We start from the raw sequence: 25340 nt of genomic DNA on the forward strand, positions 1-25340 counted from the left end.
AATCTTGACGGGAGGCGGCTGCAGGCCAGAAAAATTCGCGCGCAAAGGCTCAGCTGTCGCCAAAATACCACTATGGGTGGTGCGAGCCGGCATGAAAAAAGGCCGACGCCGGAGCGGTCGACCTTCGAAAATCCATCTTTTGCCTGCGAAAGTTTGGGTGCGGGGACAGGATTTGAACCTGTGACCTTCAGGTTATGAGCCTGACGAGCTACCGGGCTGCTCCACCCCGCGGCAGGGGTATGTATCGTGGGTAGGGTTTTGGACTTTTTGCTTTCAACGTTTCCGGGCGGCGAACCGCAAGGCACTTCGCCTGAAACGTTGATCTTTGCGTGATGCATCCTTTTAGCGGACCTGGCGGCGACCTACTCTCCCGCGCCTTGAGACGAAGTACCATTGGCCCAGGGGGACTTAACGACCGAGTTCGGAATGGGATCGGGTGGGGAACCCCCGGCAAAGCCACCAGGTCAGCGAAAAGGATGCTGTTTGCGCTCTCTTTGGGGGAGAGTGCAAGGCAAAGAAGAAGACATCAGTGTCTGAAGTTCGTGTAGAGCTTCATGGGTTTGACTGAAGAACGATCAAGCCTATCGAGCTATTAGTACCGGTAAGCTCCATGCGTCGCCGCACTTCCACACCCGGCCTATCAACGTGGTGGTCTTCCACGGCTCTCAGCGAGACCTTGTTTTGAGGTTAGTTTCCCGCTTAGATGCTTTCAGCGGTTATCTATTCCACACTTAGCTACCCTGCTGCACAGCTGGCGCCATGACAGGTCCACCAGAGGTGTGTCCATCCCGGTCCTCTCGTACTAGGGACAGATCCTCTCAAGTCTCGTACACCCACGGCAGATAGGGACCAAACTGTCTCACGACGTTCTGAACCCAGCTCACGTACCACTTTAATCGGCGAACAGCCGAACCCTTGGGACCTGCTCCAGCCCCAGGATGTGATGAGCCGACATCGAGGTGCCAAACTTTGCCGTCGATATGGACTCTTGGGCAAAATCAGCCTGTTATCCCTAGAGTACCTTTTATTCGTTGAGCGATGGCCCTTCCACGCAGGACCACCGGATCACTATGGCCGACTTTCGTCTCTGCTCGACTTGTCAGTCTCGCAGTCAGGCGGGCTTATGCCATTGCACTCGACGACCGATTTCCGACCGGTCTGAGCCCACCATCGCGCGCCTCCGTTACACTTTGGGAGGCGACCGCCCCAGTCAAACTGCCCGCCACGCCATGTCCCGGACCCGGATAACGGGCCGCGGTTAGACGTCAGCAACAATAAGGGTGGTATTTCAAGGATGGCTCCGCCGGAACTGGCGCCCCGGTTTCATAGCCTCCCACCTATCCTACACATGTTGCTGCTAACGCCAAGGCGAAGCTGCAGTAAAGGTTCATAGGGTCTTTCCGTCTGACCGCGGGAACCCCGCATCTTCACGGGGAATTCAATTTCGCTGAGCCTGTGCTGGAGACAGTGGGGAAGTCGTTACGCCATTCGTGCAGGTCGGAACTTACCCGACAAGGAATTTCGCTACCTTAGGACCGTTATAGTTACGGCCGCCGTTTACCTGGGCTTCAATTCGGAGCTTGCACCCCTCCTTTTAACCTTCAGGCACCGGGCAGGCGTCAGACCCTATACGTCGCCTTGCGGCTTCGCAGAGCCCTGTGTTTTTGATAAACAGTCGCTACCCCCTGGCTTGTGCCACTCTTTTCTGGTTGCCCAAAGAAGAGTCACGCTTATCCCGAAGTTACGCGTGCAATTTGCCGAGTTCCTTCAGCACAGTTCTCTCAAGCGCCTTGGTATACTCTACCTGCCCACCTGTGTCGGTTTCGGGTACGGTCTCCGTTGGAGTTATTTCCAGGGACCTGTTCACTGCCGGAACCAATCCAATAAGGACCGACAATTTACCAGATCCGTCACTTCCAACTGGCTCAGGAATATTCACCTGATTCCCATCGACTACGCCTTTCGGCCTCGCCTTAGGGGCCGGCTAACCCTGCGCAGATTAGCTTTACGCAGGAACCCTTGGGCTTTCGGCGAGAGGGTCTCTCACCCTCTTTATCGCTACTCATGTCAGCATTCTCACTTCCGATACCTCCAACAAGGCTCACGCCTCATCTTCACAGGCTTACGGAACGCTCCGCTACCGCTTGCTCAAAGAGCAAACCCATACCTTCGGCGACTGGCTTTAGCCCCGTTACATTTTCCGCGCAGGTTCGCTTGACCAGTGAGCTGTTACGCTTTCTTTAAATGATGGCTGCTTCTAAGCCAACATCCTGGTTGTCAAAGCAAACCCACATCGTTTCCCACTTAGCCAGTACTTGGGGGCCTTAGATGATGGTTAGGGTTGTTTCCCTTTTCACGACGGACGTTAGCACCCGCCGTGTGTCTCCCAGATATCTCTCTCGGGTATTCGGAGTTTGATTAGAATTGGTACAGCTCGCGCCGCCCGCATCCATTCAGTGCTCTACCCCCGAGGAGTCCGTCTGAGGCACTACCTAAATAGTTTTCGCGGAGAACCAGCTATGTCCAGGTTTGATTGGCCTTTCACCCCTATCCACAAGTCATCCGAGAATTTTTCAACATTCACCGGTTCGGTCCTCCAGTTGGTGTTACCCAACCTTCAACCTGCTCATGGATAGATCACCTGGTTTCGGGTCGTCATGCGACGTACTTATTCGCCCTATTCAGACTCGCTTTCGCTGCGCCTACACCTAACGGCTTAAGCTTGCACGGCACATGAAGTCGCTGACCCATTATACAAAAGGTACGCCGTCACCACGCGCGGTGGCTCCGACTGCTTGTAGGCTTCCGATTTCAGGATCTGTTTCACTCCCCTTGTCGGGGTGCTTTTCACCTTTCCCTCACGGTACTTGTTCGCTATCGGTCATTGAGGAGTACTTAGGCTTGGAGGGTGGTCCCCCCATGTTCAGACAGGATTTCACGTGTCCCGCCCTACTCGAGTCTGTCGCTATTTGACGCTTACGGGGCTATCACCCACTATGGCGGACCTTCCCAGATCCTTCAGCTTTATGTCACGACAGCACTGGCCTGGTCCCGGTTCGCTCGCCACTACTACGGGAGTCTCGGTTGATGTCCTTTCCTCCGGGTACTGAGATGTTTCAGTTCCCCGGGTTTGCTTAATGACCCTATGTATTCAGATCATTATACCTTGTCCGATCCACCGATCGTGCTCCAACCGAGGTTGAAGCAAGTCGGGTGACCGTAAAGGTGGGTTTCCCCATTCGGAGATAGCCGGATCAAAGGGTGCTCGCGCCTCCCCGGCTCTTATCGCAGCGTGCCACGTCCTTCATCGCCTCTCAATGCCAAGGCATCCGTCAGAAGCCCTTATGCGCTTGATCGTTCTCAGCAAAACCCATGCGCTTCAGGTCTAGGGACCCGAGGCATGCGCTCTACTATGTCAGACAATGATGTCTTCTTAAGTCCAACCTGAACGGCTGAACCCTACCTTCACGATGTCACTTCGCATCGTCACCAGGTGACGCTGCAAACTTGTATCTTTCCGATCGCGATATTCCCAATCCTACCAGCTAGCCTCGCTCAAGCAGCGAAGCGGTAGCGAGGATTGCGAGGAATGGTGGAGCCAGACGGATTCGAACCGACGACATCCTGCTTGCAAAGCAGGCGCTCTACCAACTGAGCTATGGCCCCTCACACTCTGTGTGAGTTGCTTGCCCAGGAGAGCTGGTCGGTTGCGTCCGTGTGGTGGAAAGAGTGGTAGGCCCGATAAGACTTGAACTTATGACCTCACGCTTATCAAGCGTGCGCTCTAACCAACTGAGCTACGGGCCCATAGGCCGCTCAGATCGGATCAGATGATCCGCTCCAGGGCTCGCGATCGTGCCTTGAACCTGATCGGCTCAAGACAAGTGGAAAGAGAAACGGAGACGGCGGCGATCCGCTCATTTGTGTGCGCCTAGCGCACTAGTTGGAGCCTCAATAGCCTCGTGAGAGGCTGGAGAAGCATCCTTAGAAAGGAGGTGATCCAGCCGCAGGTTCCCCTACGGCTACCTTGTTACGACTTCACCCCAGTCGCTGACCCTACCGTGGTCGCCTGCCTCCTTGCGGTTAGCGCAGCGCCTTCGGGTAAAGCCAACTCCCATGGTGTGACGGGCGGTGTGTACAAGGCCCGGGAACGTATTCACCGCGGCATGCTGATCCGCGATTACTAGCGATTCCAACTTCATGCTCTCGAGTTGCAGAGAACAATCCGAACTGAGACGACTTTTAGGGATTGGCTCCCCCTCGCGGGATTGCAGCCCTCTGTAGTCGCCATTGTAGCACGTGTGTAGCCCACCTTGTAAGGGCCATGAGGACTTGACGTCATCCCCGCCTTCCTCCGGATTAACTCCGGCAGTCCTGTTAGAGTGCCCAACTGAATGGTGGCAACTAACAGCGAGGGTTGCGCTCGTTGCGGGACTTAACCCAACATCTCACGACACGAGCTGACGACAGCCATGCAGCACCTGTGTCCCAGTCCCCGAAGGGAAAGCCAGATCTCTCTGGTGGTCCGGGCATGTCAAAAGGTGGTAAGGTTCTGCGCGTTGCTTCGAATTAAACCACATGCTCCACCGCTTGTGCGGGCCCCCGTCAATTCCTTTGAGTTTTAATCTTGCGACCGTACTCCCCAGGCGGAGTGCTTAATGCGTTAGCTGCGTCACCGACAGGCATGCCTGCCGACAACTAGCACTCATCGTTTACAGCGTGGACTACCAGGGTATCTAATCCTGTTTGCTCCCCACGCTTTCGAGCCTCAGCGTCAGTAACGGACCAGTATGTCGCCTTCGCCACTGGTGTTCTTCCGAATATCTACGAATTTCACCTCTACACTCGGAGTTCCACATACCTCTTCCGTACTCAAGACTGCCAGTATCAAAGGCAATTCCAAGGTTGAGCCCTGGGCTTTCACCTCTGACTAAACAGTCCGCCTACGCTCCCTTTACGCCCAGTAATTCCGAGCAACGCTAGCCCCCTTCGTATTACCGCGGCTGCTGGCACGAAGTTAGCCGGGGCTTCTTCTCCGGGTACCGTCATTATCGTCCCCGGTGAAAGAATTTTACAATCCTAAGACCTTCATCATTCACGCGGCATGGCTGCGTCAGGCTTTCGCCCATTGCGCAAGATTCCCCACTGCTGCCTCCCGTAGGAGTTTGGGCCGTGTCTCAGTCCCAATGTGGCTGATCATCCTCTCAGACCAGCTACTGATCGTCGCCTTGGTGAGCTTTTACCTCACCAACTAGCTAATCAGACGCGGGCCGCTCCAATGGCGATAAATCTTTCCCCCGAAGGGCACATCCGGTATTAGCTCAAGTTTCCCTGAGTTGTTCCGAACCAAAGGGCACGTTCCCACGTGTTACTCACCCGTCCGCCACTAATCCCGAAGGATCCGTTCGACTTGCATGTGTTAGGCCTGCCGCCAGCGTTCGCTCTGAGCCAGGATCAAACTCTCAGGTTGAGTTGACATTGACTCCAGCTATTTGACCGAGGGGAAAACCTCAGTCGCGTATCTGGTTTGCATAGTTTCTTGACGAGTTCCCATCACACAATGACCAAGCCCGAAAGCTCGATCACCGTATAAATGGTGTCTTCAAGAGACCGCATTCGTCAGCGTCTAAGATGACCTCGAAGGGTCATCGCCAGAGCGCCGCCGCCTGCGTTTCTCTTTCCAAATCAACAATGTCAAAGACCAGAGCCGGAGCTCCGAGCCGCCTCCGTAACCGGGGAGCGGCCCCACCGTTTAGCGCCCGGTGTCGGCGGAGGCGGCTATCTAGCTAACCTCGAATTCCGTGTCAAATCGTTTTTTTCAAAACTTTTCGACCCGATGCCGAACCAGGGAAATCCCCGGACCAGCGAGCCGGCAGTCTCTAAAGAAACCACCAAGCCCTGTCAAGCAATTCTTTCTAAGAAAGTTCTGCTCAACTTCTTCACCAGCACTTCCGAATTCTTGCGAACTCTTCGACCCCGATGAACGAGGCGGCGCTTCTATTGAAACAACCTAACCCCGTCAACCAACTCTTTTCAGAAACCTTCGAAGAACAGAAGTCCTCCAAAAGCAACAAAAGCGCCCCCTCCCGAAGGCCAAAGGCCGTCGGCAATCCAGCTGCCCGAGTCGATTGAGGCCGCGGAACTTAGCGATCCGGCGCTGGAAATGCAAGTCGAAACCTTCATTTCCGAGCAGCGAAGCGTGTCCCCCGCGGCGAGGTGCGGCTTTTAGACAGGCCCCCGCCCTGCCGCAACCCAATTTCGTCCGTTCCCGCCGGTTAGCTGTGAGCGGATCTGTGCATGGTTTCGCGAGCGGAAGCGCTTGCGCGCCGCCCCGCGCTGCCTCCATAGAGCGCTCTATAAGGAGAGACGCCGCCGATGTTGTCCCAGAAAGCCCGCTACGCCCTGCGCGCCATGGTCGAACTGGCCCGCGCGGAAGAGCAGGTCACGGCCGGCGAGCTGGCCCTGCGCGCCGACGCTCCGCGCAAGTTCCTCGAAGCCATCCTGCTGGGCCTGGCCCGCCACAAGCTGGTGACCAGCCGGCGCGGCAAGTTCGGCGGCTACCTGCTGGCCCGCCCCGCCGAGGAGATCAGCTTCGCCGAGATCATCCGCCTGGTCGACGGCCCCCTGGCGCTGGCCCCTTGCGTCAGCCGCACCGCCTTCCGCCGCTGCGAGGACTGCAGCGACCTGGCGACCTGCGCCCTGCGCGAGGCCCTGCTGCGGGCCCGCGACGCCACCGCCGCCGTGCTCGAGGGCTACAGCCTGGCCGACGCCGTCACCGGCCAGGGCGCCGAACTGATCGGCTGACCCCCCTTCTCTGTCTACTATAGAGCGGAGACGAGAAAGGCCCGCCCTCGGCGAGGACGAGCCTGACTGGACGCTCCCTGCGCGGGGCGTCGCCGATCCGTTCCAGCCGATCGCGCCGTCAGCCGGCGGCGATATAGGCCTTGAGACCGTCGGCCTCGGCCTGGGCTTCCTGGATCTTGTACTTCACCAGGTCGCCGATCGAGATGATGCCCACCAGGCGCCCGCCCTTGGCCACAGGCAGGTGGCGGATGCGGCGGTCGGTCATCTTGGCCAGCAGGTCGTCGACGCTCTCGTCCGGCTGGGCGAAGATCACGTCGCGGGTCATGCAGGCCGAGATCGGCTTGGCGAGCGCGGCCGCGCCCTCCTTGGCGATCTGCCGCACGATGTCGCGTTCGGACAATATGCCGGCGATGGACTCGTCGGCTTCCAGCACCACCATCGCGCCGACCTTGCGGCTGTGCAGAAGCGCCGCGGCCGCGCCGACCGTTTCCTGGGGCGAGGCGGTGAACACCAGGTCGCCCTTGGTCTTCAGGATCTGAGACACCAACAAAACGCAATCCTCCCTGATCGCACTTGCGTAACGAGGGTCTCGCAAACCCGCGCCGGGATCAATGGCGGAAGACGCTTCGATGACGCGCGCACCGCCCCGGGCGGCGGTCTCGTCGCGTTTAACCAATTCTGGATACCTTACCGCCTATGGTGACGTGTCCGGTTTTGGCACGGGGGTTGCTTGCAAGCCCCGGACAGACAGTCGCGGAGCCCGTCATGGCCTCAAAGAAGAACAACATGCCCCTGGTTCGGGCCAGCGGCGCGGCTCTCGCCGTCGCCGGCGTCCTGACTCTGGACGTTCTGGGGGGCGCGGCCATGGCCCAGACCATGGGCAGCAACTCCGCCTCGTACAACGCCGGCTACGGCCGCGTCGCCGGCCAGGAAAACCATGTCGTCGACTATTCGACCCGCGACGCCAACGGCAATCGCGTCATCGTCGACGGCGTCATGCTGACCGGCAGCGACCAGAGCGTCTATTCCAGCCGCAGCTCGTCGGGCTCGCTCGACAGCTATTCGGGCGTGGGGAGCCTGGGCGGCTTTTCGGGCTCGACCGCGATCGGCAACAACCTGACGGTCATCACCCAAGGCAACAACAACACGGTGATCGTCAACTCCAACCAGGTCAACAACGGCAATGTCAGCGCCGGCGCGTCGACCAACGGCGGTGTCTCCAATGGCAACTAAGCGCGTCTTCCTGATGGTCGCGGCGGCCTGCACGGCGCTCAGCGCCTGCGGCGGCGGCATCCCCAAGCGCCTGGACGCCGGCAACTACGCCCGCCCGATCGGCACGGCGCCGGTCACGGCCAACCCCACTCCCTATTCGACGGCGCTGAACTGCCTGGCCAGCTACGCGCGCCAGAACCGCGTCGCCGCCCCGCGCATCGCCGTGGGCCGCATCGCCGACTACACCGGCAAGGAAGAGTCCGACGGCTCGGGCCGCAAGGTCACCCAAGGCGCCTCGCTGATGGCGATGACCGCCTTCGCCAAGGCCGGCATGCCGATGGTCGAGCGCTTCGACACCTCGGTTTCCGAACTGGAACTGAAGTACGCCAACAACAAGCTGATCTCCGACCGCCCGGCTCCGACGCCGGACGCCCCGGCCGACTATCGCAAGATCGTCGCCGGCCAGGTCGCGGGCTCGGACTTCTATCTGGTCGGCGGCGTCACCGAGCTGAACTACAACATCCATTCGGCGGGCGCCGACCTCTACGGCGGCGACATCGACACCGACGGGCTGAAGGCCAACTTCAAGCGCCGCGTGTTCGTGATGAACATCGCCATGGACCTGCGCCTGATCAACAGCCGCACGCTGGTGGTCGAGGACGTCATCTCCTACCAGAAGCAGGTGATAGGCCGCGAGGTCAGCGCCGGCATCTTCGCCTTCGCCAACAACAACCTGTTCGACCTGTCGGCCGGCAAGGGCGCGCTGGAGCCGGTGCAGCTGGCCGTGCGCTCGCTGATCGAGCGTTCGGTCGTCGAGATGAGCGCCAACCTCTACGGCATGCCGGGTCCGCAAAGCTGCCTGCAGTCCGACCCCTTCGGGGCAGACACCGTCGGCGTCACGGGCGCCTTCACGCCCGCCTACAACAACCTGGGAAGCAACAATGCGCAGACCCGCGAAGATCCGTCTCGCTGGAACGATCGCAGCGATCCCTCTGTGCGTCGCGGCCGCTACTAGCGCCTTCGCCCAGGGCCAGGTTCTCAACGACCAGCTGAACCTCGGCGAGATCTTCAGCGAGCAGACCCTGAACGTCGTCACCGTCCAGGAAGGCGTGGCCGCGTCCACGTCCGCGACCGGCAACAACGTCGACATCGCCAGCGCGCGCGTGGACCTCGACGTCACCTCCAACCAGGTCAACCAGGGCGCGGTCTACGGCCACGCCGTGGTCAACGCGTCCGGCTCGCTGGGCGCGTCGAGCACCGTCGCCACCTCGGCGGCCGGCAATTTCGGCAATGTCGGGTCGGAAGAAGCGACCTACCGCGGCTTCACCGTCCAGACCAACAGCGGCGCGGTCACCGCCCGCGGCCAGATCGAGGGCGAGACCGCCCGGGCCGGCGACATCGCCATGGACACGCAAGCCAGCGGCAACACCCAGGGGCTGTGGCTGCAGAACGGCGCGGCCGGCGCCCGGATCAGCCAGGCCAACTCGGGCGACGTGCTGGCCGACGGCGGCGCGATCGTGCAGTACGTCAGCGGAACCTCGAGCATCTCCGGCACGGCGACCGGCAACCACATCGACGTCGAAGGCGCCAACCAGTCGGCGGCCCGGGTGATCACCGACCAGGGCAACACCTCCGACCTGGTGCAGGCCAGCAAGTTCGCCGCCTACGGCAACGCCTATCTGACCGACACCTCTACGGCGGCGATGGGCAACAACCTCAACGCCACCAACACCGGCCCGCTGCTCGACGTGGCCAACCACCAGTACAACACCGCCTATGTGCGCTCGCAGGCCGAGACGACGTCCTACCAGTTCGGGGCCGCCAACAGCAGCGCCTACGGGGTGGGCAACGCCGCGGTCGTCAGCAACACCGGCGCGGCCCTGGTGCTCGACAACGTCCAGACCAACGACGGCGGCGGGGTCGAGGTGATCGCCAGCGCCGAGGGCCACGACGGCTACGACATCGGCGCCCGCGCCAGCGCGGCCGGCAACTCGGTATCCGGCTATGTCTGCGGAACCTGCGGCGGCTCGATGACCACCAGCAACACCCAGACCAACAACGCCGACATCTCCTCGCGCGCCGCCACCACCGTCACCGGCTCGGCCCGCTCGATCACCAGCACGGCCCGCGCGGTGGGCAACGACGCGGCGTTCTACGTCCGCTCGAACTGAGGCGACGCGCGCCAGGTCCTCCCCCTGAAGGGGGAGGTGGCCCGAAGGGCCGGAGGGGGAAGTTCCTGACGAGGTCAGTTCCTCCGCCAGCGCAGCAGTCCCTTCCCCCTCAGTCGCTCCGCGACAGCTCCCCCTTCAGGGGGAGCATCTGGCCCTACCGACCGTACACCGCGTCGCGCAGTTCCCGCGTCACCTGGCCGTTCATGCCTTCGAAGGCGGTGTTGGTCAGCAACACCACGGTCAGCTTGGCCTGCGGATCGACGAACCAGTTGTGGCCGTAGACCCCGCCCCAGGCCAGCGTGCCCGCGCCCTGCGGCGTCTTGGCGATCGCCGGATCGTCGAGCACGGCCCAGCCGTAGCCGAAGCCCCAGCCGGGGCCTTGGGTCGCCGCCTTGATCCCGGCCTGGTCGGTCGTCATCGCCTGGACGCTGGCGGCCGACAGGATCGGACCGCCGCCGGTGCGGACGGCTTCCAGCAGGGCCAGCACGTCGCCCGCCGTGCCGACCATGCCCGCCCCGCCCGACGGGAAGGCGGCGGGATCGACCGCGCGGCTGGGAGCCATGCGCACGGCGGTTGCGCCCAGCGAAACGTCCTGGTTGTCGGTGATCCGGGTCGGGGCCGGGCTGGCGTTGGCGTAGGGCGTGGCCAGGCGGGCCGGGTCGCTGGCCTGGAAGCCGGCGTCCTTCAGGCCCAGCGGGCCGGTGACGGTGCGCGCCACCACCTGCGGCAGCGGATGGCCGTCGGCCTTCTGCGCCACCAGGCCAAGCACGTCGATGGCCAGCGAATAGCGCCAGGCCGAGCCCGGCGCGAAGGCCAGCGGCCCCTTGCCGATCCGGGCGACGTCCTCGTCCAGCGTCAGGCCCGAGATGTCCAGGCCGTCCGAGACGCCGAGCTGGTGGTAGGGATGGTCGGCCTTTTCCGCCAGGCCATAGGTCAGGCCGGCGGTGTGGCTGAGCAGTTGGCCCAGGGTGATGGTCGGCGTCGAACCATCGGCCAGGGTCGGCTTGAAATCGGGCAGCCACTTGGTCACCGGATCGGCGAGCGACAGCTTGCCCTCCTCGGCCAGCCGCATGATCGCCGCGCTGACGAAGGGCTTGGTCACCGAGGCCAGGCGGAAGACCGTGTTCTCGCGCATCGGCGCCTTGGCCTCGCGGTCGGCCAGGCCCGCGGCCCGGTGATAGACCAGCCTGCCGTCGCGGGCGACCAGCACCACCGCGCCCACCAGCCGCTGGTCGGCGACCGCCCGGTCGACCACGGCGTCGATGCGCGCGGCCAGCGCCGTGTCGGGAGCCTGCTGGATCGCGGCGGGCGCGGCGTGGTCGTGAGGATGGCCCTGCGCCATCGCCGGCGCGCCCGACAGCGACGCCCAGATCACGACGGGGGCCGCAACGCCCGCAAGCCAAAGACGCATGTCCGCACTCCCTCGTCGCCGAACGACCTTCGGCCTCATAAGGGGTGGGCGGCCGGGAAGCCTTCCGCAAGGCGGCCGGCTGAGTTTCCCACAGGCCAGGCGCGCGGATGTTGCAATTCTGAAGCGCCGAACGCCGACTTCGCCGCCGACCGGCCTTGCTTGCGCCATGCGCGAAGGCTTAGCTGCCGCCCCGACACTTCCGGTAATCGAACGGTCTCCATGATCTCTGTCTCGCGCCTGGCGCTCGTCGTTTCCGCCGGCCTGGCGCTCACCGCCTGCTCCACCCTCTCCTCGGTCCTGCCGGGTTCGGACAGGAAGCCCGACGCCCCGGCCGCGCCCAAGGCGCCGCCGACCCGCGCTCCGGCCCAGGCCCCGGCGAAGACCTCGGGCCCGCAGTTCTCCGACCTCAAGCCCGGCCAGTGGCCGCACGAGATCTCGGACGTCGCCGTCGACCCGGCCATCCGCTTCGGGGTGCTGGAGAACGGCATGCGCTACGCCATCCGCAAGAACGCCACCCCGCCCGGCCAGGGCGCGCTGCGCCTGTGGTTCGACGCCGGCTCGCTGATGGAGGCCGACGACCAGCAGGGCCTGGCCCACTTCCTCGAGCACATGGCCTTCAACGGGTCGAAGAACGTGCCCGAGGGCGACATGGTCAAGATCCTCGAACGCCGGGGCCTGGCCTTCGGGGCCGACACCAACGCCTCGACCAGCTTCGACGAGACGACCTACACCCTCGACCTGCCCAAGACCGACGATCCCACCGTCGACGACGCCATGATGCTGCTGCGCGAGGCGGCCGGCGAGCTGACCATCGACCCGGCCGCCGTCGACCGCGAGCGCGGCGTGGTGCTGTCGGAGGAGCGCACCCGCGACACCCCCGGCTACCGTGTCTTCAAGCAGGGCTTCGCCTTCAACCTGCAAGGCCAGCGCCCGCCCTCGCGCCTGCCGATCGGCACGACCGACGTCATCTCCACCGCCCCGGCCCAGCGCATCCGCGACTTCTACCAGGCCTGGTACCGGCCCGAGAACGCGGTGTTCGTGGCCGTCGGCGACTTCGACGTCGACGCCATGGAGGCCAGGATCAAGGCCCGCTTCGGCGACTGGAAGGGTAAGGGCGAGCCGGGCAAGCGCCCCGACCTCGGCGCGATCGCCCAGCGCGGCCTGACCGCCAAGGTCATCGTCGAGCCCGGCTCGGGCGAGTCGGTCCAGCTGGGCTGGGTGCAGTCGCCTGACCTGCGCGTCGAGACCAAGGCCTCCGACCGCGAATACATGCTGGAGTCGCTGGGCATGGCGGTGCTGAACCGCCGCCTGCGCGCCCTGACCCGCAGCGCCGAGCCGCCGTTCATCTCGGCCGGCGCCCTGCGCAACGACCAGTACCACGCCGCCCAGATCAACGGCCTGTTCGCCCAGGTGAAGCCGGGCGGCTGGAAGGCCGCCCTGCAGGTGCTCGACCAGGAACAGCGCCGGCTGATGCAGTTCGGCGTGCGCCAGGACGAACTCGACCGCGAGATCGTCGCCATGCGCGCCTCCTACGTGGCCGCCGCCGCCGGCGAGGCCACCCAGCGCACGCCCGCCCTGGCCGGCCAGATCGTCGGGGCCCTGGGCGACCGCGAGGTGGTCACCAGCCCCTCGCAGAACCTGGCGGCCTTCGAGGCCATCACCAAGGACCTGAAGGCCGACGCCGTCTCGGCCGCGGTCAAGTCGCTGTTCGCCGGCCAGGGCCCGCTGATCGTGCTGCCGACCCCGACCGCCATCGAAGGCGGCGAGGCCGCGGTCACCGCCGCCTACCAGGAAGCGGGCAAGACCGTCGTGACCCCGCCGGCCGCGCCGGCCGCCACTACCTGGCCCTACGCGGTGTTCGGCCCGACCGGAAAGGCGGTCGAGCAGAAGGACGTCGCCGACCTGGACGCCGTCTTCGTGCGCTTCGAGAACGGCGTGCGCCTGACGGTCAAGCCGACCAAGTTCCGCGACGACCAGATCCTGGTGAAGGCCCGCATCGGCAACGGCCTGCTCGACCTGTCCAAGACCGGCCAGAGCCCGCTGTGGTCGGCCTCGTCGATGATCGAGGGCGGCCTCAAGCAGATCACCGCCCAGGACATGGAGCAGGTGCTGACCGGCAAGGTCTGGAACGCCGGCCTGGGCGTCGAGGACGACGCCTTCGTGCTGTCGGGCCGCACCCGTCCCGAGGACCTGTCGACCGAGCTGCAAGTGCTGGCGGCCTACGCCTCCGACGCGGGCTGGCGTCCCGAGGCCTTCAACCGCGTGAAGACCTATTACGGCACCATCCACGACCAGCTGGAGCGCACCAGCGGCGGCGTGGTCGGCCGTGACCTGTCGTCCCTGATGCACCCCGGCGACGAACGCTTCGCCTTCCCCGACCGCAAGGAGATCGCCGACGGTTCGATCGACCAGCTGAAGGCCGCCGTCGGCGGTCCGCTGTCGACCGGCCAGATCGAGATCGTGGTCGTGGGCGACACCACGGTGGAAAAGGCGATCGCCGCTGTCGGCGAGACCTTCGGCGCCCTGCCCGCCCGCGCCGGCGGACCGGCCCCCGCCGACGCCGCCAGGATCGCCTTCCCCGCGCCGTCCAAGGTTCCTGTGATCCGCACCCACAAGGGCCGCGCCGACCAGGGCCTGCTGTTCATGACCTGGAAGACCGACGACCTGTTCAGCGACCTGCAGCGCTCGCGCAACACCCAGGTGCTGGCCTCGGTGATGCAGCTGCGCCTGACCGACGAGCTGCGCGAGAAGCAGGGCGCGACCTACTCGCCCTCGGTCTCGGCGACCCACAACGCCACCTTCCCCGGCTGGGGCTATATCGGCCTGTCGGTCGAGGTTCCGCCCGAGAAGATCGACCAGGTGGTCGCCAGCGTCCGCCAGATCGCCGCCGACCTGCGCGACAAGCCGGTCACCGCCGACGAGCTGGAACGGGCCAAGCTGCCGCGCATCGACCAGCTGGAGAAGGCGCGCGAGACCAACGAGTACTGGCTGGGGGCGCTGTCGGGCGCCCAGACCGACCCGCGCCTGCTCGACGCCACGCGCTCGGTGATCGCCGGCCTGCAGCGCGTCACCGCCGCCGACGTCCAGAAGGCCGCCCGCACCTTCCTCGCCGACGACAAGAGCTGGACCTTCGAGGTGCGGCCGGAAAAGTGACGGCGACAAGATCCTCCCCCTCTGGAGGAGGAGGCCCGCAGGGCCGGAGGGGGGCCGTTTTCAGCTTCCGCTGGACCGGCCGGCTTCACGGGTCGTCCCCTCTCCGCTTTGCGGCACCTCTCGCTTCGGGGAGAGGGACAAAGAAAAGGCCTCCGTCCTTACGGGCGGAGGCCTTTGTCGTTTCGAAGGGCTGGAAGCGTCCTAGTACACCACCCCGCCGACGCCGCCGTCGAGGCTGAGGCTCATGCTCGAGCTGGACTCGCGCACGGTCTCCTCGCGATAGGCGGTGTAGGTCTCGGTGGTCAGGATCGACAGGATCTTCACGCCGGCGCCGTAGCGGCGCAGCAGCGAGCGCTCGTTGCAGTCGCGGGCCGGGCGCTGCGGACGGCAGACCAGCGTACCGCCTTCGCCGCCGCGGGCGCCGGGGGCGTGATACAGCGCCTCGTTCTTGGCGCAGATGTAGGTCTGGCCGCCGGTGCTGGCGTCGATCAGGCCGGAATACTCGCCCACCACGTACTGCATGCGGCTGCCGGCGATGCAGCGATAGAGCTCGCCGTCATAGAGGTCGTCGATCTCGCGGTCGGGAGTGACCTGCGAGGCCGGGTGCGGGATGTCCTTGTCGTCCAGGCAGACCGCGCGGACGACGACGCGCTTGAAGCGGGTGCGGGTGGCCTCGTAGGCCGTCCGGCGCGCGGCTTCGCCGCCGATCACGTTGAGGCCCTGGATGTAGCCGGTGGGCTGCGGGCCCGAATAGTAGCCGCCATGGGCGCCGCCGCCGTAATAGACCGCCGCGCCGGACGAGGCGTTGGAGCCGGCCCGCACCGAGGCGTTGGCGCTCGCATTGGCGTTCACGTTGACGTTCACGTTGACGTTGGTCTTGCCGCCGCCGCCCCAGTGGCCGCCGCCACCGCCGCAGCCGTTGTCGCAGCCGGTCGGCGGCTTGGGCGGACGCGGGGGCGCGGGAGGCGGCGCGCAGCAGGTCGGGGGCGTGGGCGTGCAGCCGCTGTTGCACTGGGCGTAGGCGACACCGCCCACGAAGAGTCCGGCCACGGCCGCCCCGATGGCGATCCACAGCTTGGACACGGTCAGTTTCGGCGCCGTCATGGCGTCTCCCCTTCACACAGCGTGCGTCTTCCAGCCGGTTCTCCAGCAAGAAACACGCCATGGGCCCGCCGCGCCCCGACTCTGTGCCAAGACGATACGACGGGGCCCCTGGCCCGGTTCTCCTAGCAAGCCCCATGCGGTCGATCTGGACCGCGAAAGGACCCGCAAGGGGACGACGATGTTCCATCCAAGCACGGAACGGTTGATAGACTATTGGCGAAACCGGGCCGGCGACGGCCGGATGCCGGCGCGCGCCAGCGTCGATCCGGGCGATTTCCTCGACCTGCTGCCCCAGGTGTTCATCCTCGGGCGCGGAAACGGACGCTATCCCTTCCGCCTGGCCGGCGGCTTCGTCACCGACCTGCACGCCCGCGACCTGCGCGGCGAGGACCAGTTGTCGATGTGGGCGCTGTCGCACCGGCTGGAGGTGAAGTCGGCCCTGGAAGTGGCTCGCCGCCGGGGCGAACCGGTGGTGGTCACCGCCGACATCCGCGCCCACGGCGTGGCCTCGGTCGGCATGGAGGTGCTGCTAGCCCCGATGACCGGATCCAGCGGCGAGGCCGACCGTTTCCTGGGCCTCTATCAGCCGATCGCCATGATGCAGCGGCTGATGGGCCGCCCCGCCTACGAACTGGGCGTGCGCCGGATCCAGGCCCTGGCCCCGACCAACGCCGAGGCCCCGCGCCTGCGGCTGGCCAGCCTGGACGGTCGGCTGATCGCCTGAGGCGGTCTCGAAAAGTTTCCTCCCGTGCTCTGGCGGGAGGCTTTGCGTCGGCTTGCCGGAGACGACGCCGGAAGGACGAAGGGAGCGCTCGGGAGAGCGCCGCCACGGCGGGAGCGCCCCCTTCGTCCGGACCCGCCCGGCGCGCCAGTCCTCAGTCCTCAGCCCGGATTGCGCGCGGTGACGACCCAGCCCGCCCCCTCGATCACGACCGCCTCGCCCGTCGCCTTGGTCGCGAAGGCCTCGCGCACCAGCGGGATCGCCTGCTGGCGCACCGCGTCGGCCTGATCTGCCAGGGCCCGGGTCAGGGGCCCGACCTGGAACGCCAGGTCCACCGCGTCCTCGATCGCCGCCTCCCGGGTCTCGCCCTCGCCGAAGGTGATCGGATGGTCGACGGGCGTCAGCACGACGTCGACGAAGCCGGCCTCGCCCAGGATCCGCTCCACCCGCGCCCGGTCGCCGAACGAGAACGGCCCCGGCGCCTCGGGCGGCGGCGGCGCGGGCGTCCCGACAAGCGGGGCTATGGCCTTCATCGGCAGCCGCACCCAGTCGTTCTCGCCCGCTCCACGCCAGCAGACGAAGGCGAGGCGCCCGCCCGGCTTCAGCGCCCGCCGCAGATGAGCGAAGGCGGCCGCCGGCTCGTCGAAGAACATCACCCCGAAACGCGAGAACAGCAGGTCGAACGCCTCGACCGGCAGCAGCGCCCGGCTGGCGTCGGCGACTTGGAAGCGGGCGTTGGCCGTCTCGGCCGCCAGCTCCCGCGCCCGCTCGACCAGCGGCTCGGAGACGTCGACGCCCAGCACCGCGCCCGACGGCCCGACCAGGGCGGCGATCTCAAGGCTGCCCGCCCCCGCCCCGCAGCCGATGTCCAGCACGTGCTCGCCGGCGACCGGTGCGGCCGCCGCCGTCGCTTCGCGGCCATAGGCCCCGAGCATGCGATCCAGGCGCGCCTGGTTGGCGACCCAGCGCTCGCCGGTCCGCCCGTTCCAGTCGGCGATCTGGTTGACGTTGCGCTCAGTCATCGGCGGCCCCTTCAATTGAGAACAATTCTCAATAATGGATAGCCCGCCACGCGCCGCCTGTCGACTACCGCCCGGCCGCGTCCAGCGCCGCGATCACGTCTGCCGGCAGGGTCAGGCGCACGCCCGCCAGCAGTTCCTCCAGCTGCGCGACGCTGGTGGCGCTGGCGATCGGGGCGGTGATAGCCGGGTGGGCGACGATCCAGGCCAGGGCGACCTGGGCCGGCGTGCCGCCGGTCGCCTCGGCCGCCTGGTCGAGGGCCGCCAGGATGCGCAGGCCCTTGTCGTTCAGATAGCCCTTCACCGTGCGCCCGCGCGCCTTGCCCTCCAGGTCGGCCTCGCTGCGGTACTTGCCGGTCAGGAAGCCGGCGGCCAGGCCGTAGAACGGGATGATCCCCACGCCTTCGCGCGCCGTCAGGTCGGCCAGCGCCCCCTCGACCTCGTCGCGGTCATAGAGATTGAACTTCGGCTGGATCGACTCATAGCGCGCCAGCCCCCTGTCGGCCGAGGTCTTCAGCGAGGCCTCCAGCCGTTCGGGCGTGAAGTTCGAGGCTCCGATCGCCCGCACCTTGCCGGCCTTCACCAGCCGGTCGAAGGCCTCCAGCGTCTCGTCGATCGGCGTGGCCGCGTCGTCCTCGTGCGACTGGTAGAGGTCGACATAGTCGGTGTTCAGGCGGCGCAGCGAGTCTTCCAGCGCCGCGACGATATTGGCCGCCGACAGGCCCGGACGCCTGGGCCACTTGGCCACCTTGGTCAGGATCTTGATGCGGTCGCGCTTGCCGCCGGCCGCCAGCCAGCGGCCGATGGTCGCCTCGCTCTCGCCGCCCTCGTGGCCCGGAACCCAGGCCGAATAGACGTCGGCCGTGTCGATCGCGTCGAAGCCGCCGTCGACGAAGGCGTCGATAAGGCGGAACGAGGTCGCCTCGTCCGCCGTCCAGCCGAAGACGTTGCCGCCGAACACCAGCGGGGCGATCGAGAGGCCGGAGCGGCCGAGGGGGCGTTGGCTCATGAGCAGGTCCTTGCTTCGAGGTATGCGGGACCAAGCTTGCGCGACTTCGGACCCGGACGCGCAATCAAACTTCGAAATAAGACCTATTGGGCGCGAAGCGCGGATCTATCCGAAACGGCTTTCGCATCCCCCCATCCGTAAAACCCCCGCTTTGGCGGGGATTCTACGGGTGGAAACCTAAGCCGCCGCCGCCGGAACCCCGTCGAACACCGGCGCGTCCTGCGGCGCCAGGGTCGCCTTGCCGCGCAGCAGGTCGGCGGCGCGCTCGGCGATCATGATGGTCGGCGCATTGGTGTTGCCGCCGATCAGGGTGGGCATCACCGAGGCGTCGATCACCCGCAGACCGGCCAGGCCCTGCACCCGCAGCTGGTCGTCGACCACCGCCAGCGGATCGCCCGCCGCGCCCATCCGGCAGGTGCCGACGGGGTGGTAGATCGTCTCGGCCTTGGCGCGGATCCAGGCGTCGATCTGCTCGTCGCTCTTCACCTCGGCGCCCGGCGCGTACTCGCTGTCGCGATAGGGATCGAGCGCGGCCTGGGCGGCGACGTCGCGGCCGATCCGCACGCCTTCACGCATGGCCCGGCGGTCTTCGTCCGCCGCCAGATAGTTGGCCAGGATCGTCGGGTCGGCGAACGGGTCAGAGGACCGCAGCCCCACCGCGCCCCGGCTTTCCGGACGCAGCTGGCAGACGTGCAGGGTGAAGCCGTCCTTCTCGACCACCACCTTGCCGTGGTCCTGCATGATCGCCAGCACGGCGTGGATCTGCAGGTCGGGCCGGTCCAGATCGGGCCGCGAGCGCAGGAAGGCGCCCGACTCCAGGAAATTCTGCCGCCCGATCCCCTTGCCCATCAGCAGGTAGGACAGGCCGACGCCCAGCTTGTTCAGACCCTTGTTGGCCGAGTAGGCGGTCTTAAGGCCCTTGGTCGTCCACGACAGGCAGACGTCCAGGTGGTCCTGCAGGTTCTGGCCGACCCCGCGCGACTCGTGGACGGGGGTCACCCCGGCCGCCTTCAGGGCGTCCGGATCACCGATCCCCGACAGCTGCAGGATCTGCGGCGACTGCACCGCGCCCGCGCTCAGCAGCACCTCGGCGTCGGCATAGGCGATCGCCTTCTCGGCCCCCTTGCCCGCGACGTACTCGACGCCGACCGCGCGGCCGTTCTCGACGACGATGCGGGTGGTGCGCGCCTCGGTCAGGCAGGTCAGGTTGGGACGCGACAGCGCCTGGGCCAGGTAGGCGGCCGCCGCGCTCCAGCGCCTGCCGTCGCGGATGGTCAGGTCGTAGGGGCCGAAGCCCTCCTGCTGGTAGCCGTTGAAATCCTTGGTCACCGGGTGGCCCGCCTGGCGGCCAGCCTCGATCACCGCCTTGTAGAACGGGCTGTCGGACTCGCCGGCCGAGACGTGCAGCGGCCCGTCGCCGCCGTGATAGGCGCAGCCGCCGCCGTGGAAGGTTTCCGAGCGTTTGAAGTACGGCAGCACCTCGGCGTAGGACCAGCCGGCCAGGCCCATCTGCCGCCACTGGTCGTAGTCGCGCGCGTGGCCGCGGATGTAGATCATGCCGTTGATCGCCGAGCTGCCGCCCAGGCCCCGGCCGCGCGGCCACCACAGCTTGCGGCCGTCGAGATGCGGCTCGGCTTCCGTCCAGAAGCCCCAGTTGCACTCGCCCTTGGCCTTGATCAGCTCGCCCACGCCGGCGGGCATGCGCACCAGCACCGAGCCGTTCTTGCCGCCGGCCTCCAGCAGCAGCACCTTCACCGCCGGATCCTCGCTCAGCCGCGCGGCCAGCACGCACCCCGCCGAGCCGGCGCCGATGATGACGTAGTCGTAGCGCGAGCCCGACATGGCGTCCCTCCCACAATGTTATCGTTGTTAAGACAGAGAGTGACCCGGTCCCGAGACAACGGCAAGGGGGGATGGAAATTGTCGGCGCCGGCGGCAGGCGGCCTACAGCGCGGTCAGGCCGACGATGGTCTGGCCGTCCAGCTTGAAGCGAACCTTGGTCCCGACCGCCAGGTCCTTGAGCAAGGCCGGGTCGGCGACCTTGAAGGCCATGGTCATCGGCGGCCACTTGCGGGCCGGGATCGCCTCGTGCGCAAGGGTGACCTTGCCGGCCCTGGCGTCGACCGCCCGGACCACGCCGAGGGCCTCGATCGTCGAGGCGGCGGCATGGCCCTCGGCGTGAGTCCCATGGCCGGCGTGGTCGTCCGTCTGGGCGCTGGCGGGCTGGGCGACGAGGGCGAGCGCGGCGAAACCGCCGGCGATGCCGAGAACCTTCATGAACTTACTCCGTCTACGAATTGACTTAGGTGGCTAGAACCAGGCGCGCAGGCCCAGCACCAGGCTGGTGTCGGACGCCCCCTGCCCGTCGGCGCGGGCGTAGTCGGCGGTGCGACCGAAGCGCCGCCCCCAGGTGACGCCGACATAGGGCGCGAACTCGCGCCGCACCTCGTAGCGCAGGCGCAGGCCCAGCTCGGCGTCCGACAGGCCCGAGCCCGTGCCGGTCTCGCGCACGTCCTGGGCGGCGAAATTGAGTTCGGCGCGGGGCTGCAGGATCAGGCGCTGGGTCAGCCGCCAGTCGATCGCGCCCTCGGCCCGGGCCAGGACGTCGCCCTTGCTCGACACGAAGACCGCGCCCTCGGCTTCCACCCAATAGGGCAGCAGGGTCTCGAACCCGACCGTCGCATAGGTGCACGACCCCGGCTCCAGGTCCTGGCGGACGCCGATCTGCAGGTCGGTATAGAGACCCGTCGCCCGCGAATAGAGCGCCTGCACTTCGGCGCGCTCGACGCCGTGGCGGTCGCCTTCGCCTTCCGACTTGATCACCAGACGGTCGATGTCACCGCCGAACCAGGCTTCGCCGGCCCAGTGATAGCCGTCGCCTCCCGACCGGACTTGGCGCTCGAAGAGGCTGAGCATCACCTGCGAGACCTGGGCGCCGCCATGCTCCTGGCGCAGCACGGCCCGGGCCCGCTCCATCGCGGCGGGGTCGAAGATGCGATCGGCGAGATGATCGGTCGGCGCCGGCGGAGCGGCGGTCTCACGATCAGGCAGCGGCGGCGGCTCCATCGACGGCTGGTCCGCCGTCGCCCCCATGTCGTGGCCGGCGTGAGGGTCCTGGGCCGACGCCTCTTCGGCGGGCGCATGATGGGCGTGCTGGGCCAGGGCCGGCGCGGCCCACAGCGCCGGCAAGAGCGCGATCAGGGCGGGCTTCATCGCAGGCCCTCCGCTTGGCCGTCACGCACGCTGAAGACCTGAAACATGCCCGCGTGCATGTGGTAGAGCATGTGGCAGTGGAACGCCCAGTCGCCGGCCTCGGCGGTGAAGTCGAAGGCGACCCGACCGCCTGGCAGCACGACCACCGTGTGCTTGCGCGGCATGTGGCCCGGCGGGCCGAAGGCCAGCTCGAAGAAGTGGCCGTGCAGGTGGATCGGGTGGGCCATCATGGTGTCGTTGACCAGCACCACCCGCACCCGCTCGCCGGCGCGGAAGGCGTAGGGCGGCGGCCGCTCGCTGAACTTGCGGCCGTCGAAGCCCCACATGAAGCGTTCCATGTTGCCGGTCAGGCGGATCTCCAGCGACCGCTCCGGCGCGCGCTGGTCGGGATTGGGGCGCAGCGCCACGAGGTCGCGATAGACCAGCACCCGATGGCCCGCGTCCCGCAGGCCCTGGCCGGGCTCGCCCGTGCGATCCACCGCCATGGGCGCGAGCATCTGCACGCCCGGACCGAGCGGGACCTGCGGGGCGTTGTCGGGATTGCGCATCGACATGTCCATGTCGCCATGGTCCATGCCCCCCATGTCCATGCCCATGTCGCGCATGGTGGCCAGCGGCCGCTCGCGCACCGGCGGAACCTCGGCGCTCATGCCCAGGCGCGGGGCGAGCGTGGCGCGGCCCAGGCCCGAGCGGTCGACCGACTCCGAGACGATCGTGAACGCCTTGTCCTCGACCGGCCGGACGATCACGTCGTAGGTCTCGGCGTTGCCGATCTGGAACTCGTCGACCTCGACGGGGCGTACGGGCTGACCGTCGGTGGCGACCACGGTCAGCTTCAGCCCGGGGATACGGACATTGAAGACCGACTGGGCGGCGGCGTTGACGAACCGCAGGCGCACCCGCTCGCCCGGCGTGAACAGGCCCGTCCAGTTGTCGGCGGGCCCTCGGCCGTTGACCAGGAACGTGTAGGCCGCCCCGGTCACGTCGGAGACGTCGGTCGGATCCATCAGCATCCGCCCCCACTCCAGGCGCTCGGCCAGGGTCTGGTCCTCGCCCCGGGCCAGGCCCGTGAGGGTCTGGCGCTGGAAGTTGAAGACCCCGCTCTGCTGCTTCAGCCGGCGGAAGATCTGGTGAGGATGGATGCGGCTGTGATCGGACAGCACCACCACGTGCTCGCGATCGAACGCGATCGGATCCTCGTCCGCGGGGTCGATGATCATAGGGCCGTAGTGGCCGATCTGCTCCTGCAGCCCCGAGTGGCTGTGATACCAGTAGGTGCCCGACTGCCTGACCTTGAACTCGTAGACGAAGGTCTCCCCCGGCGCGATGCCCGGAAAGCTGACGCCCGGCACGCCGTCCATCTCGAACGGCACCAAGAGGCCGTGCCAGTGGATGGAGGTCTCCTCCTCCAGGCCGTTGCTGACGTGCAGGCGGACGGTCTGGCCCTCCTTCAGGCGGATCAGCGGTCCCGGGACGGTTCCGTTGATCGTCACCGCGTGGCTGGCGCGACCGTCCACCGAGACGGTCGTGTGGCCGATCGTCAGCCGGATGTCCTCGCCCGTCAGCGCCTCGGGCGCGCGATCGGCCGCCTGCGCGGGACGCGCCCAGGCCGGCAGCAGCTCGGCCAGCGCCGCGCCGCCGCCCAGGACCGCGAGGGATTGCAGGAAGTGGCGGCGGTCCAGGGCCCCGCGGGTCGTGAGCATGTGGGTCCTTCGTACGGCGCGCCGGAAATCCGCCTTGGGGGAGGAGGCGGGCACGGCGCGGTCTCGCCCCATGCTACGCGTCCAGCGCGCCATCCCCTCAAGATCGCGGCGGAAAAGTTTCAGGCCCCGGCCAGCCAGTCGGCGAGCCGCCGCCGCGCCCGGTAGACGCGGGTCTCGACGGCCTTGGCGCTGATCTTCAGCAGATCGGCCGCCTCCTGCTGCGACAGCCCTTCCAGGGCGGTCAGGATCAAGGGCTCCTTCAGCTGGTCGGGCAGCCGGGCGATCGCCGCCTCCAGCCCCGCCATCCGTTCCGAGCGCAGGGCCTCGTCCTCCGGACCGCTGGCCGGATCAGCGTAGTCCGGGGTTCCGGGCGCGTCGATCGAGCGCTCGCCCAGGATCAGGCGCCGAACCTTCAGCCGCCGGCCGCGGTCGCGGCACTTGTTCAGGGCGATGGCGGCCAGCCAGGTCGGGAAGGGGCGCGCCGGATCGTATCGGTCCAGCGCCTTCCAGGCGGCCACGAAGCTCTCCTGCACCACGTCGAGGGCGGCGTCGGCGTCGCCCAGGTGGCGTCGGGCGAAGGCGTGGAGCCTGCCCTTGTGACGGCGCATGAGCAGACTGAAGGCGAGGTCGTCGCCCCGCGCCGCCCTGAGGGCCAGCGCGCCGTCATCGTCGTCACCCGATGTCCGGGTCACGGGGTCTCGGGCGTGAGCGCTTCGCTGACGCGACGATCGAACCTGGCCGCCTGCGCGGGGGTCAGCACCTTGCGCATGGCCAGCACGTGCTCGACCGTTTCCTTCTGCAGGGTTCCCATCGCGACGTGGAAGCGCTCGACCGCCGCCGAAACCTCCGGCGTGTACTCGTGACGCGCCTGGATGGCGGCGGCCAGCTGGGCGTTGGCCGCCTTCAGCTCGGCCTCCCGCGCCTTCCGGCGCACGGCGAAGTCCTGCTCCAGCGCCTCGATGCGGCGCTCCTGCTCGCCGGTCAGGTTCAGCTCGTTGTGGACGACGTCGTGCAGCGACGGCGCCGCGCGCTTCGGGATCAGGTGGCCCGAGCCGAGCCATCCGCCGCCGATCCCGGCCGCCAGGGCTAGGACCACGGTCAGCGCCGCGCCGCGCGAGACCGCCATCTAACGGCCGTCCAGCAGGGTCGACGGCGCCAGGCTGGCGTCCACCGAGAAGGCCGCGATCTCGACCGGCCGGCTCGCCGTCGAGGTGGAGGCGATGTTGCCGCCGATCATGCCGATCCCCAGGGCGGCCACCACCGCGGCGGCCCGCAGCGGCGTCAGCAGCGCCGAAGCACCGACGGGCTGGCGCTGGGCGTCGATCCGCGCCCAGACGCGCCCTTCCAGGCCGTCCAGCCGCGCCCGCGGCTGGCGCCGCATGACCTGGATCAAGTGGTCGAGCTCGTCGCTCATGTCAGTTTCCCTGGCTCTCGACAGGACAATACGCCCGACGCGGCCCTATCCCTCAAGTGACCACCGGGACGCCGCGACTTTCTGGTCATATTGCCGCACGCCCCTTCGTTTCCGGCCTTCACCGATCGGCCGGATCCTCCCAACGATCCACCCCGACGCCCTTCTATCCGGAAAATACGAGGAGCGGCCGCCACGACCAGGAGACTCGCCCGGCGTTCGACCGCCCGGGGCCGGTCGAACGCCATACGCGAACAAAGAACGCCGTTACGGATTTTGCGAGGACTCAACCTTAATCCGATCGGAACGGGCCGCCGACATCATGCCGGTCATCAGATCGACCGGCGGCTTCGTGGAGAGCGCCTCACCGGTCCGTCCGACTTCCCGCCGGCGACAGTCCCGCCGCCGT

The 25340-nt window shown here is 66.7% G+C and carries 18 protein-coding genes, 3 tRNA genes and 3 rRNA genes; 6 read left to right on the forward strand and 18 right to left on the reverse strand.

The genetic code is table 11. The annotated features are described in order from the left end of the window. Nucleotides 1-154: 154 nt before the first annotated feature. The 6 genes from C1707_RS01560 to C1707_RS01585 form a co-directional block, all read right to left on the reverse strand. Nucleotides 155-231, reverse strand: a tRNA-Met gene (locus C1707_RS01560). A gap of 118 nt (nucleotides 232-349) precedes the next feature. After that, a 5S ribosomal RNA gene (rrf, locus tag C1707_RS01565) occupies nucleotides 350-464 on the reverse strand. Nucleotides 465-571: 107 nt separating this feature from the next. After that, nucleotides 572-3356, reverse strand: a 23S ribosomal RNA gene (locus C1707_RS01570). Nucleotides 3357-3590: 234 nt separating this feature from the next. After that, nucleotides 3591-3666: transfer RNA gene (locus tag C1707_RS01575), tRNA-Ala, on the reverse strand. A 64-nt stretch (nucleotides 3667-3730) separates the two neighbouring features. Continuing rightward, nucleotides 3731-3807: transfer RNA gene (locus C1707_RS01580), tRNA-Ile, on the reverse strand. Between the two features lie 181 nt (nucleotides 3808-3988). Then, nucleotides 3989-5470: ribosomal RNA gene (locus tag C1707_RS01585) — 16S ribosomal RNA — on the reverse strand. The 16S, 23S and 5S rRNA genes sit together here with 3 tRNA genes alongside, the layout of an rRNA operon. Nucleotides 5471-6375: 905 nt before the next feature. Here C1707_RS01585 and C1707_RS01595 point away from each other — a divergent pair. Further along, nucleotides 6376-6804, forward strand: coding sequence for an RrF2 family transcriptional regulator (locus C1707_RS01595; RefSeq protein WP_101711835.1), 429 nt, complete (start codon nucleotides 6376-6378; stop codon nucleotides 6802-6804). 118 nt (nucleotides 6805-6922) lie between these two features. Here C1707_RS01595 and C1707_RS01600 read toward each other — a convergent pair whose 3' ends face one another. Further along, nucleotides 6923-7354, reverse strand: coding sequence for a CBS domain-containing protein (locus tag C1707_RS01600; protein WP_101711834.1), 432 nt, complete (start codon nucleotides 7352-7354; stop codon nucleotides 6923-6925). A 215-nt stretch (nucleotides 7355-7569) separates the two neighbouring features. Here C1707_RS01600 and hfaA point away from each other — a divergent pair, with 215 nt between their 5' ends. From hfaA to hfaD, 3 genes are read left to right on the forward strand one after another with little or no spacing between them, the layout of a single operon-like run. After that, nucleotides 7570-8037: a holdfast anchoring protein HfaA gene (hfaA, locus tag C1707_RS01605; RefSeq protein ID WP_101711833.1), complete on the forward strand. Its 468-nt coding sequence runs from the start codon at nucleotides 7570-7572 to the stop codon at nucleotides 8035-8037. Then, nucleotides 8027-9031: a holdfast anchoring protein HfaB gene (gene hfaB / locus C1707_RS01610; RefSeq protein WP_101711832.1), complete on the forward strand. Its 1005-nt coding sequence runs from the start codon at nucleotides 8027-8029 to the stop codon at nucleotides 9029-9031. The genes hfaA and hfaB overlap by 11 nt, the downstream gene beginning before the upstream one ends. Then, nucleotides 8958-10187, forward strand: a complete 1230-nt coding sequence (hfaD, locus tag C1707_RS01615) for a holdfast anchor protein HfaD (protein WP_164467243.1) — start codon at nucleotides 8958-8960, stop codon at nucleotides 10185-10187. Before hfaB ends, hfaD begins: the two co-directional genes overlap by 74 nt. A 154-nt stretch (nucleotides 10188-10341) precedes the next feature. On the opposite strand, the gene C1707_RS01620 is transcribed toward hfaD, so the two are convergent. After that, the gene (locus tag C1707_RS01620) at nucleotides 10342-11598 is read right to left on the reverse strand and encodes a serine hydrolase domain-containing protein (RefSeq protein WP_101711831.1); all 1257 of its coding nucleotides are present in this window, start codon (nucleotides 11596-11598) and stop codon (nucleotides 10342-10344) included. Nucleotides 11599-11817: 219 nt separating this feature from the next. Between C1707_RS01620 and C1707_RS01625 the strand changes: the two genes are divergently transcribed. Beyond that, entirely contained in the window at nucleotides 11818-14751 is a 2934-nt protein-coding gene (locus C1707_RS01625) for a M16 family metallopeptidase (RefSeq protein WP_101711830.1), read from the forward strand. A gap of 201 nt (nucleotides 14752-14952) precedes the next feature. Here C1707_RS01625 and C1707_RS01630 read toward each other — a convergent pair whose 3' ends face one another. After that, nucleotides 14953-15855: a hypothetical protein gene (locus tag C1707_RS01630; RefSeq protein ID WP_101711829.1), complete on the reverse strand. Its 903-nt coding sequence runs from the start codon at nucleotides 15853-15855 to the stop codon at nucleotides 14953-14955. Between the two features lie 178 nt (nucleotides 15856-16033). Between C1707_RS01630 and C1707_RS01635 the strand changes: the two genes are divergently transcribed. After that, nucleotides 16034-16579, forward strand: a complete 546-nt coding sequence (locus C1707_RS01635; RefSeq protein ID WP_101711828.1) for a PAS domain-containing protein — start codon at nucleotides 16034-16036, stop codon at nucleotides 16577-16579. Between the two features lie 158 nt (nucleotides 16580-16737). Here the strand turns inward: C1707_RS01635 and C1707_RS01640 are convergent, their stop codons facing one another. The 9 genes from C1707_RS01640 to C1707_RS01680 all read right to left on the reverse strand — a co-directional run bounded on the left by C1707_RS01640 (nucleotide 16738) and on the right by C1707_RS01680 (nucleotide 24934). Beyond that, entirely contained in the window at nucleotides 16738-17598 is an 861-nt protein-coding gene (locus C1707_RS01640) for a class I SAM-dependent methyltransferase (RefSeq protein WP_101711827.1), read from the reverse strand. 64 nt (nucleotides 17599-17662) lie between these two features. Continuing rightward, nucleotides 17663-18604, reverse strand: coding sequence for an aldo/keto reductase (locus C1707_RS01645; RefSeq protein ID WP_101711826.1), 942 nt, complete (start codon nucleotides 18602-18604; stop codon nucleotides 17663-17665). Nucleotides 18605-18781: 177 nt separating this feature from the next. Beyond that, nucleotides 18782-20446, reverse strand: a complete 1665-nt coding sequence (locus C1707_RS01650; RefSeq protein WP_101711825.1) for a choline dehydrogenase — start codon at nucleotides 20444-20446, stop codon at nucleotides 18782-18784. A gap of 102 nt (nucleotides 20447-20548) precedes the next feature. Further along, the gene (locus C1707_RS01655; protein ID WP_101711824.1) at nucleotides 20549-20881 is read right to left on the reverse strand and encodes a copper-binding protein; all 333 of its coding nucleotides are present in this window, start codon (nucleotides 20879-20881) and stop codon (nucleotides 20549-20551) included. A gap of 33 nt (nucleotides 20882-20914) precedes the next feature. After that, entirely contained in the window at nucleotides 20915-21817 is a 903-nt protein-coding gene (locus C1707_RS01660) for a copper resistance protein B (protein WP_101711823.1), read from the reverse strand. Then, nucleotides 21814-23520 carry a copper resistance system multicopper oxidase gene (locus C1707_RS01665; RefSeq protein WP_101711822.1) on the reverse strand — a complete coding sequence of 569 codons (1707 nt, stop codon included), beginning with the start codon at nucleotides 23518-23520 and terminating at the stop codon, nucleotides 21814-21816. Before C1707_RS01665 ends, C1707_RS01660 begins: the two co-directional genes overlap by 4 nt. A 119-nt stretch (nucleotides 23521-23639) precedes the next feature. Next, complete coding sequence (locus tag C1707_RS01670; protein WP_240633843.1) at nucleotides 23640-24212, reverse strand: RNA polymerase sigma factor; 573 nt, start codon at nucleotides 24210-24212, stop codon at nucleotides 23640-23642. Next, nucleotides 24209-24646 carry a periplasmic heavy metal sensor gene (locus tag C1707_RS01675; RefSeq protein WP_101711821.1) on the reverse strand — a complete coding sequence of 146 codons (438 nt, stop codon included), beginning with the start codon at nucleotides 24644-24646 and terminating at the stop codon, nucleotides 24209-24211. Before C1707_RS01675 ends, C1707_RS01670 begins: the two co-directional genes overlap by 4 nt. Continuing rightward, complete coding sequence (locus tag C1707_RS01680; RefSeq protein ID WP_101711820.1) at nucleotides 24647-24934, reverse strand: hypothetical protein; 288 nt, start codon at nucleotides 24932-24934, stop codon at nucleotides 24647-24649. Nucleotides 24935-25340 lie beyond the last annotated feature (406 nt).

Source organism: Caulobacter flavus (genome assembly GCF_003722335.1).
GTDB lineage: Bacteria > Pseudomonadota > Alphaproteobacteria > Caulobacterales > Caulobacteraceae > Caulobacter > Caulobacter flavus.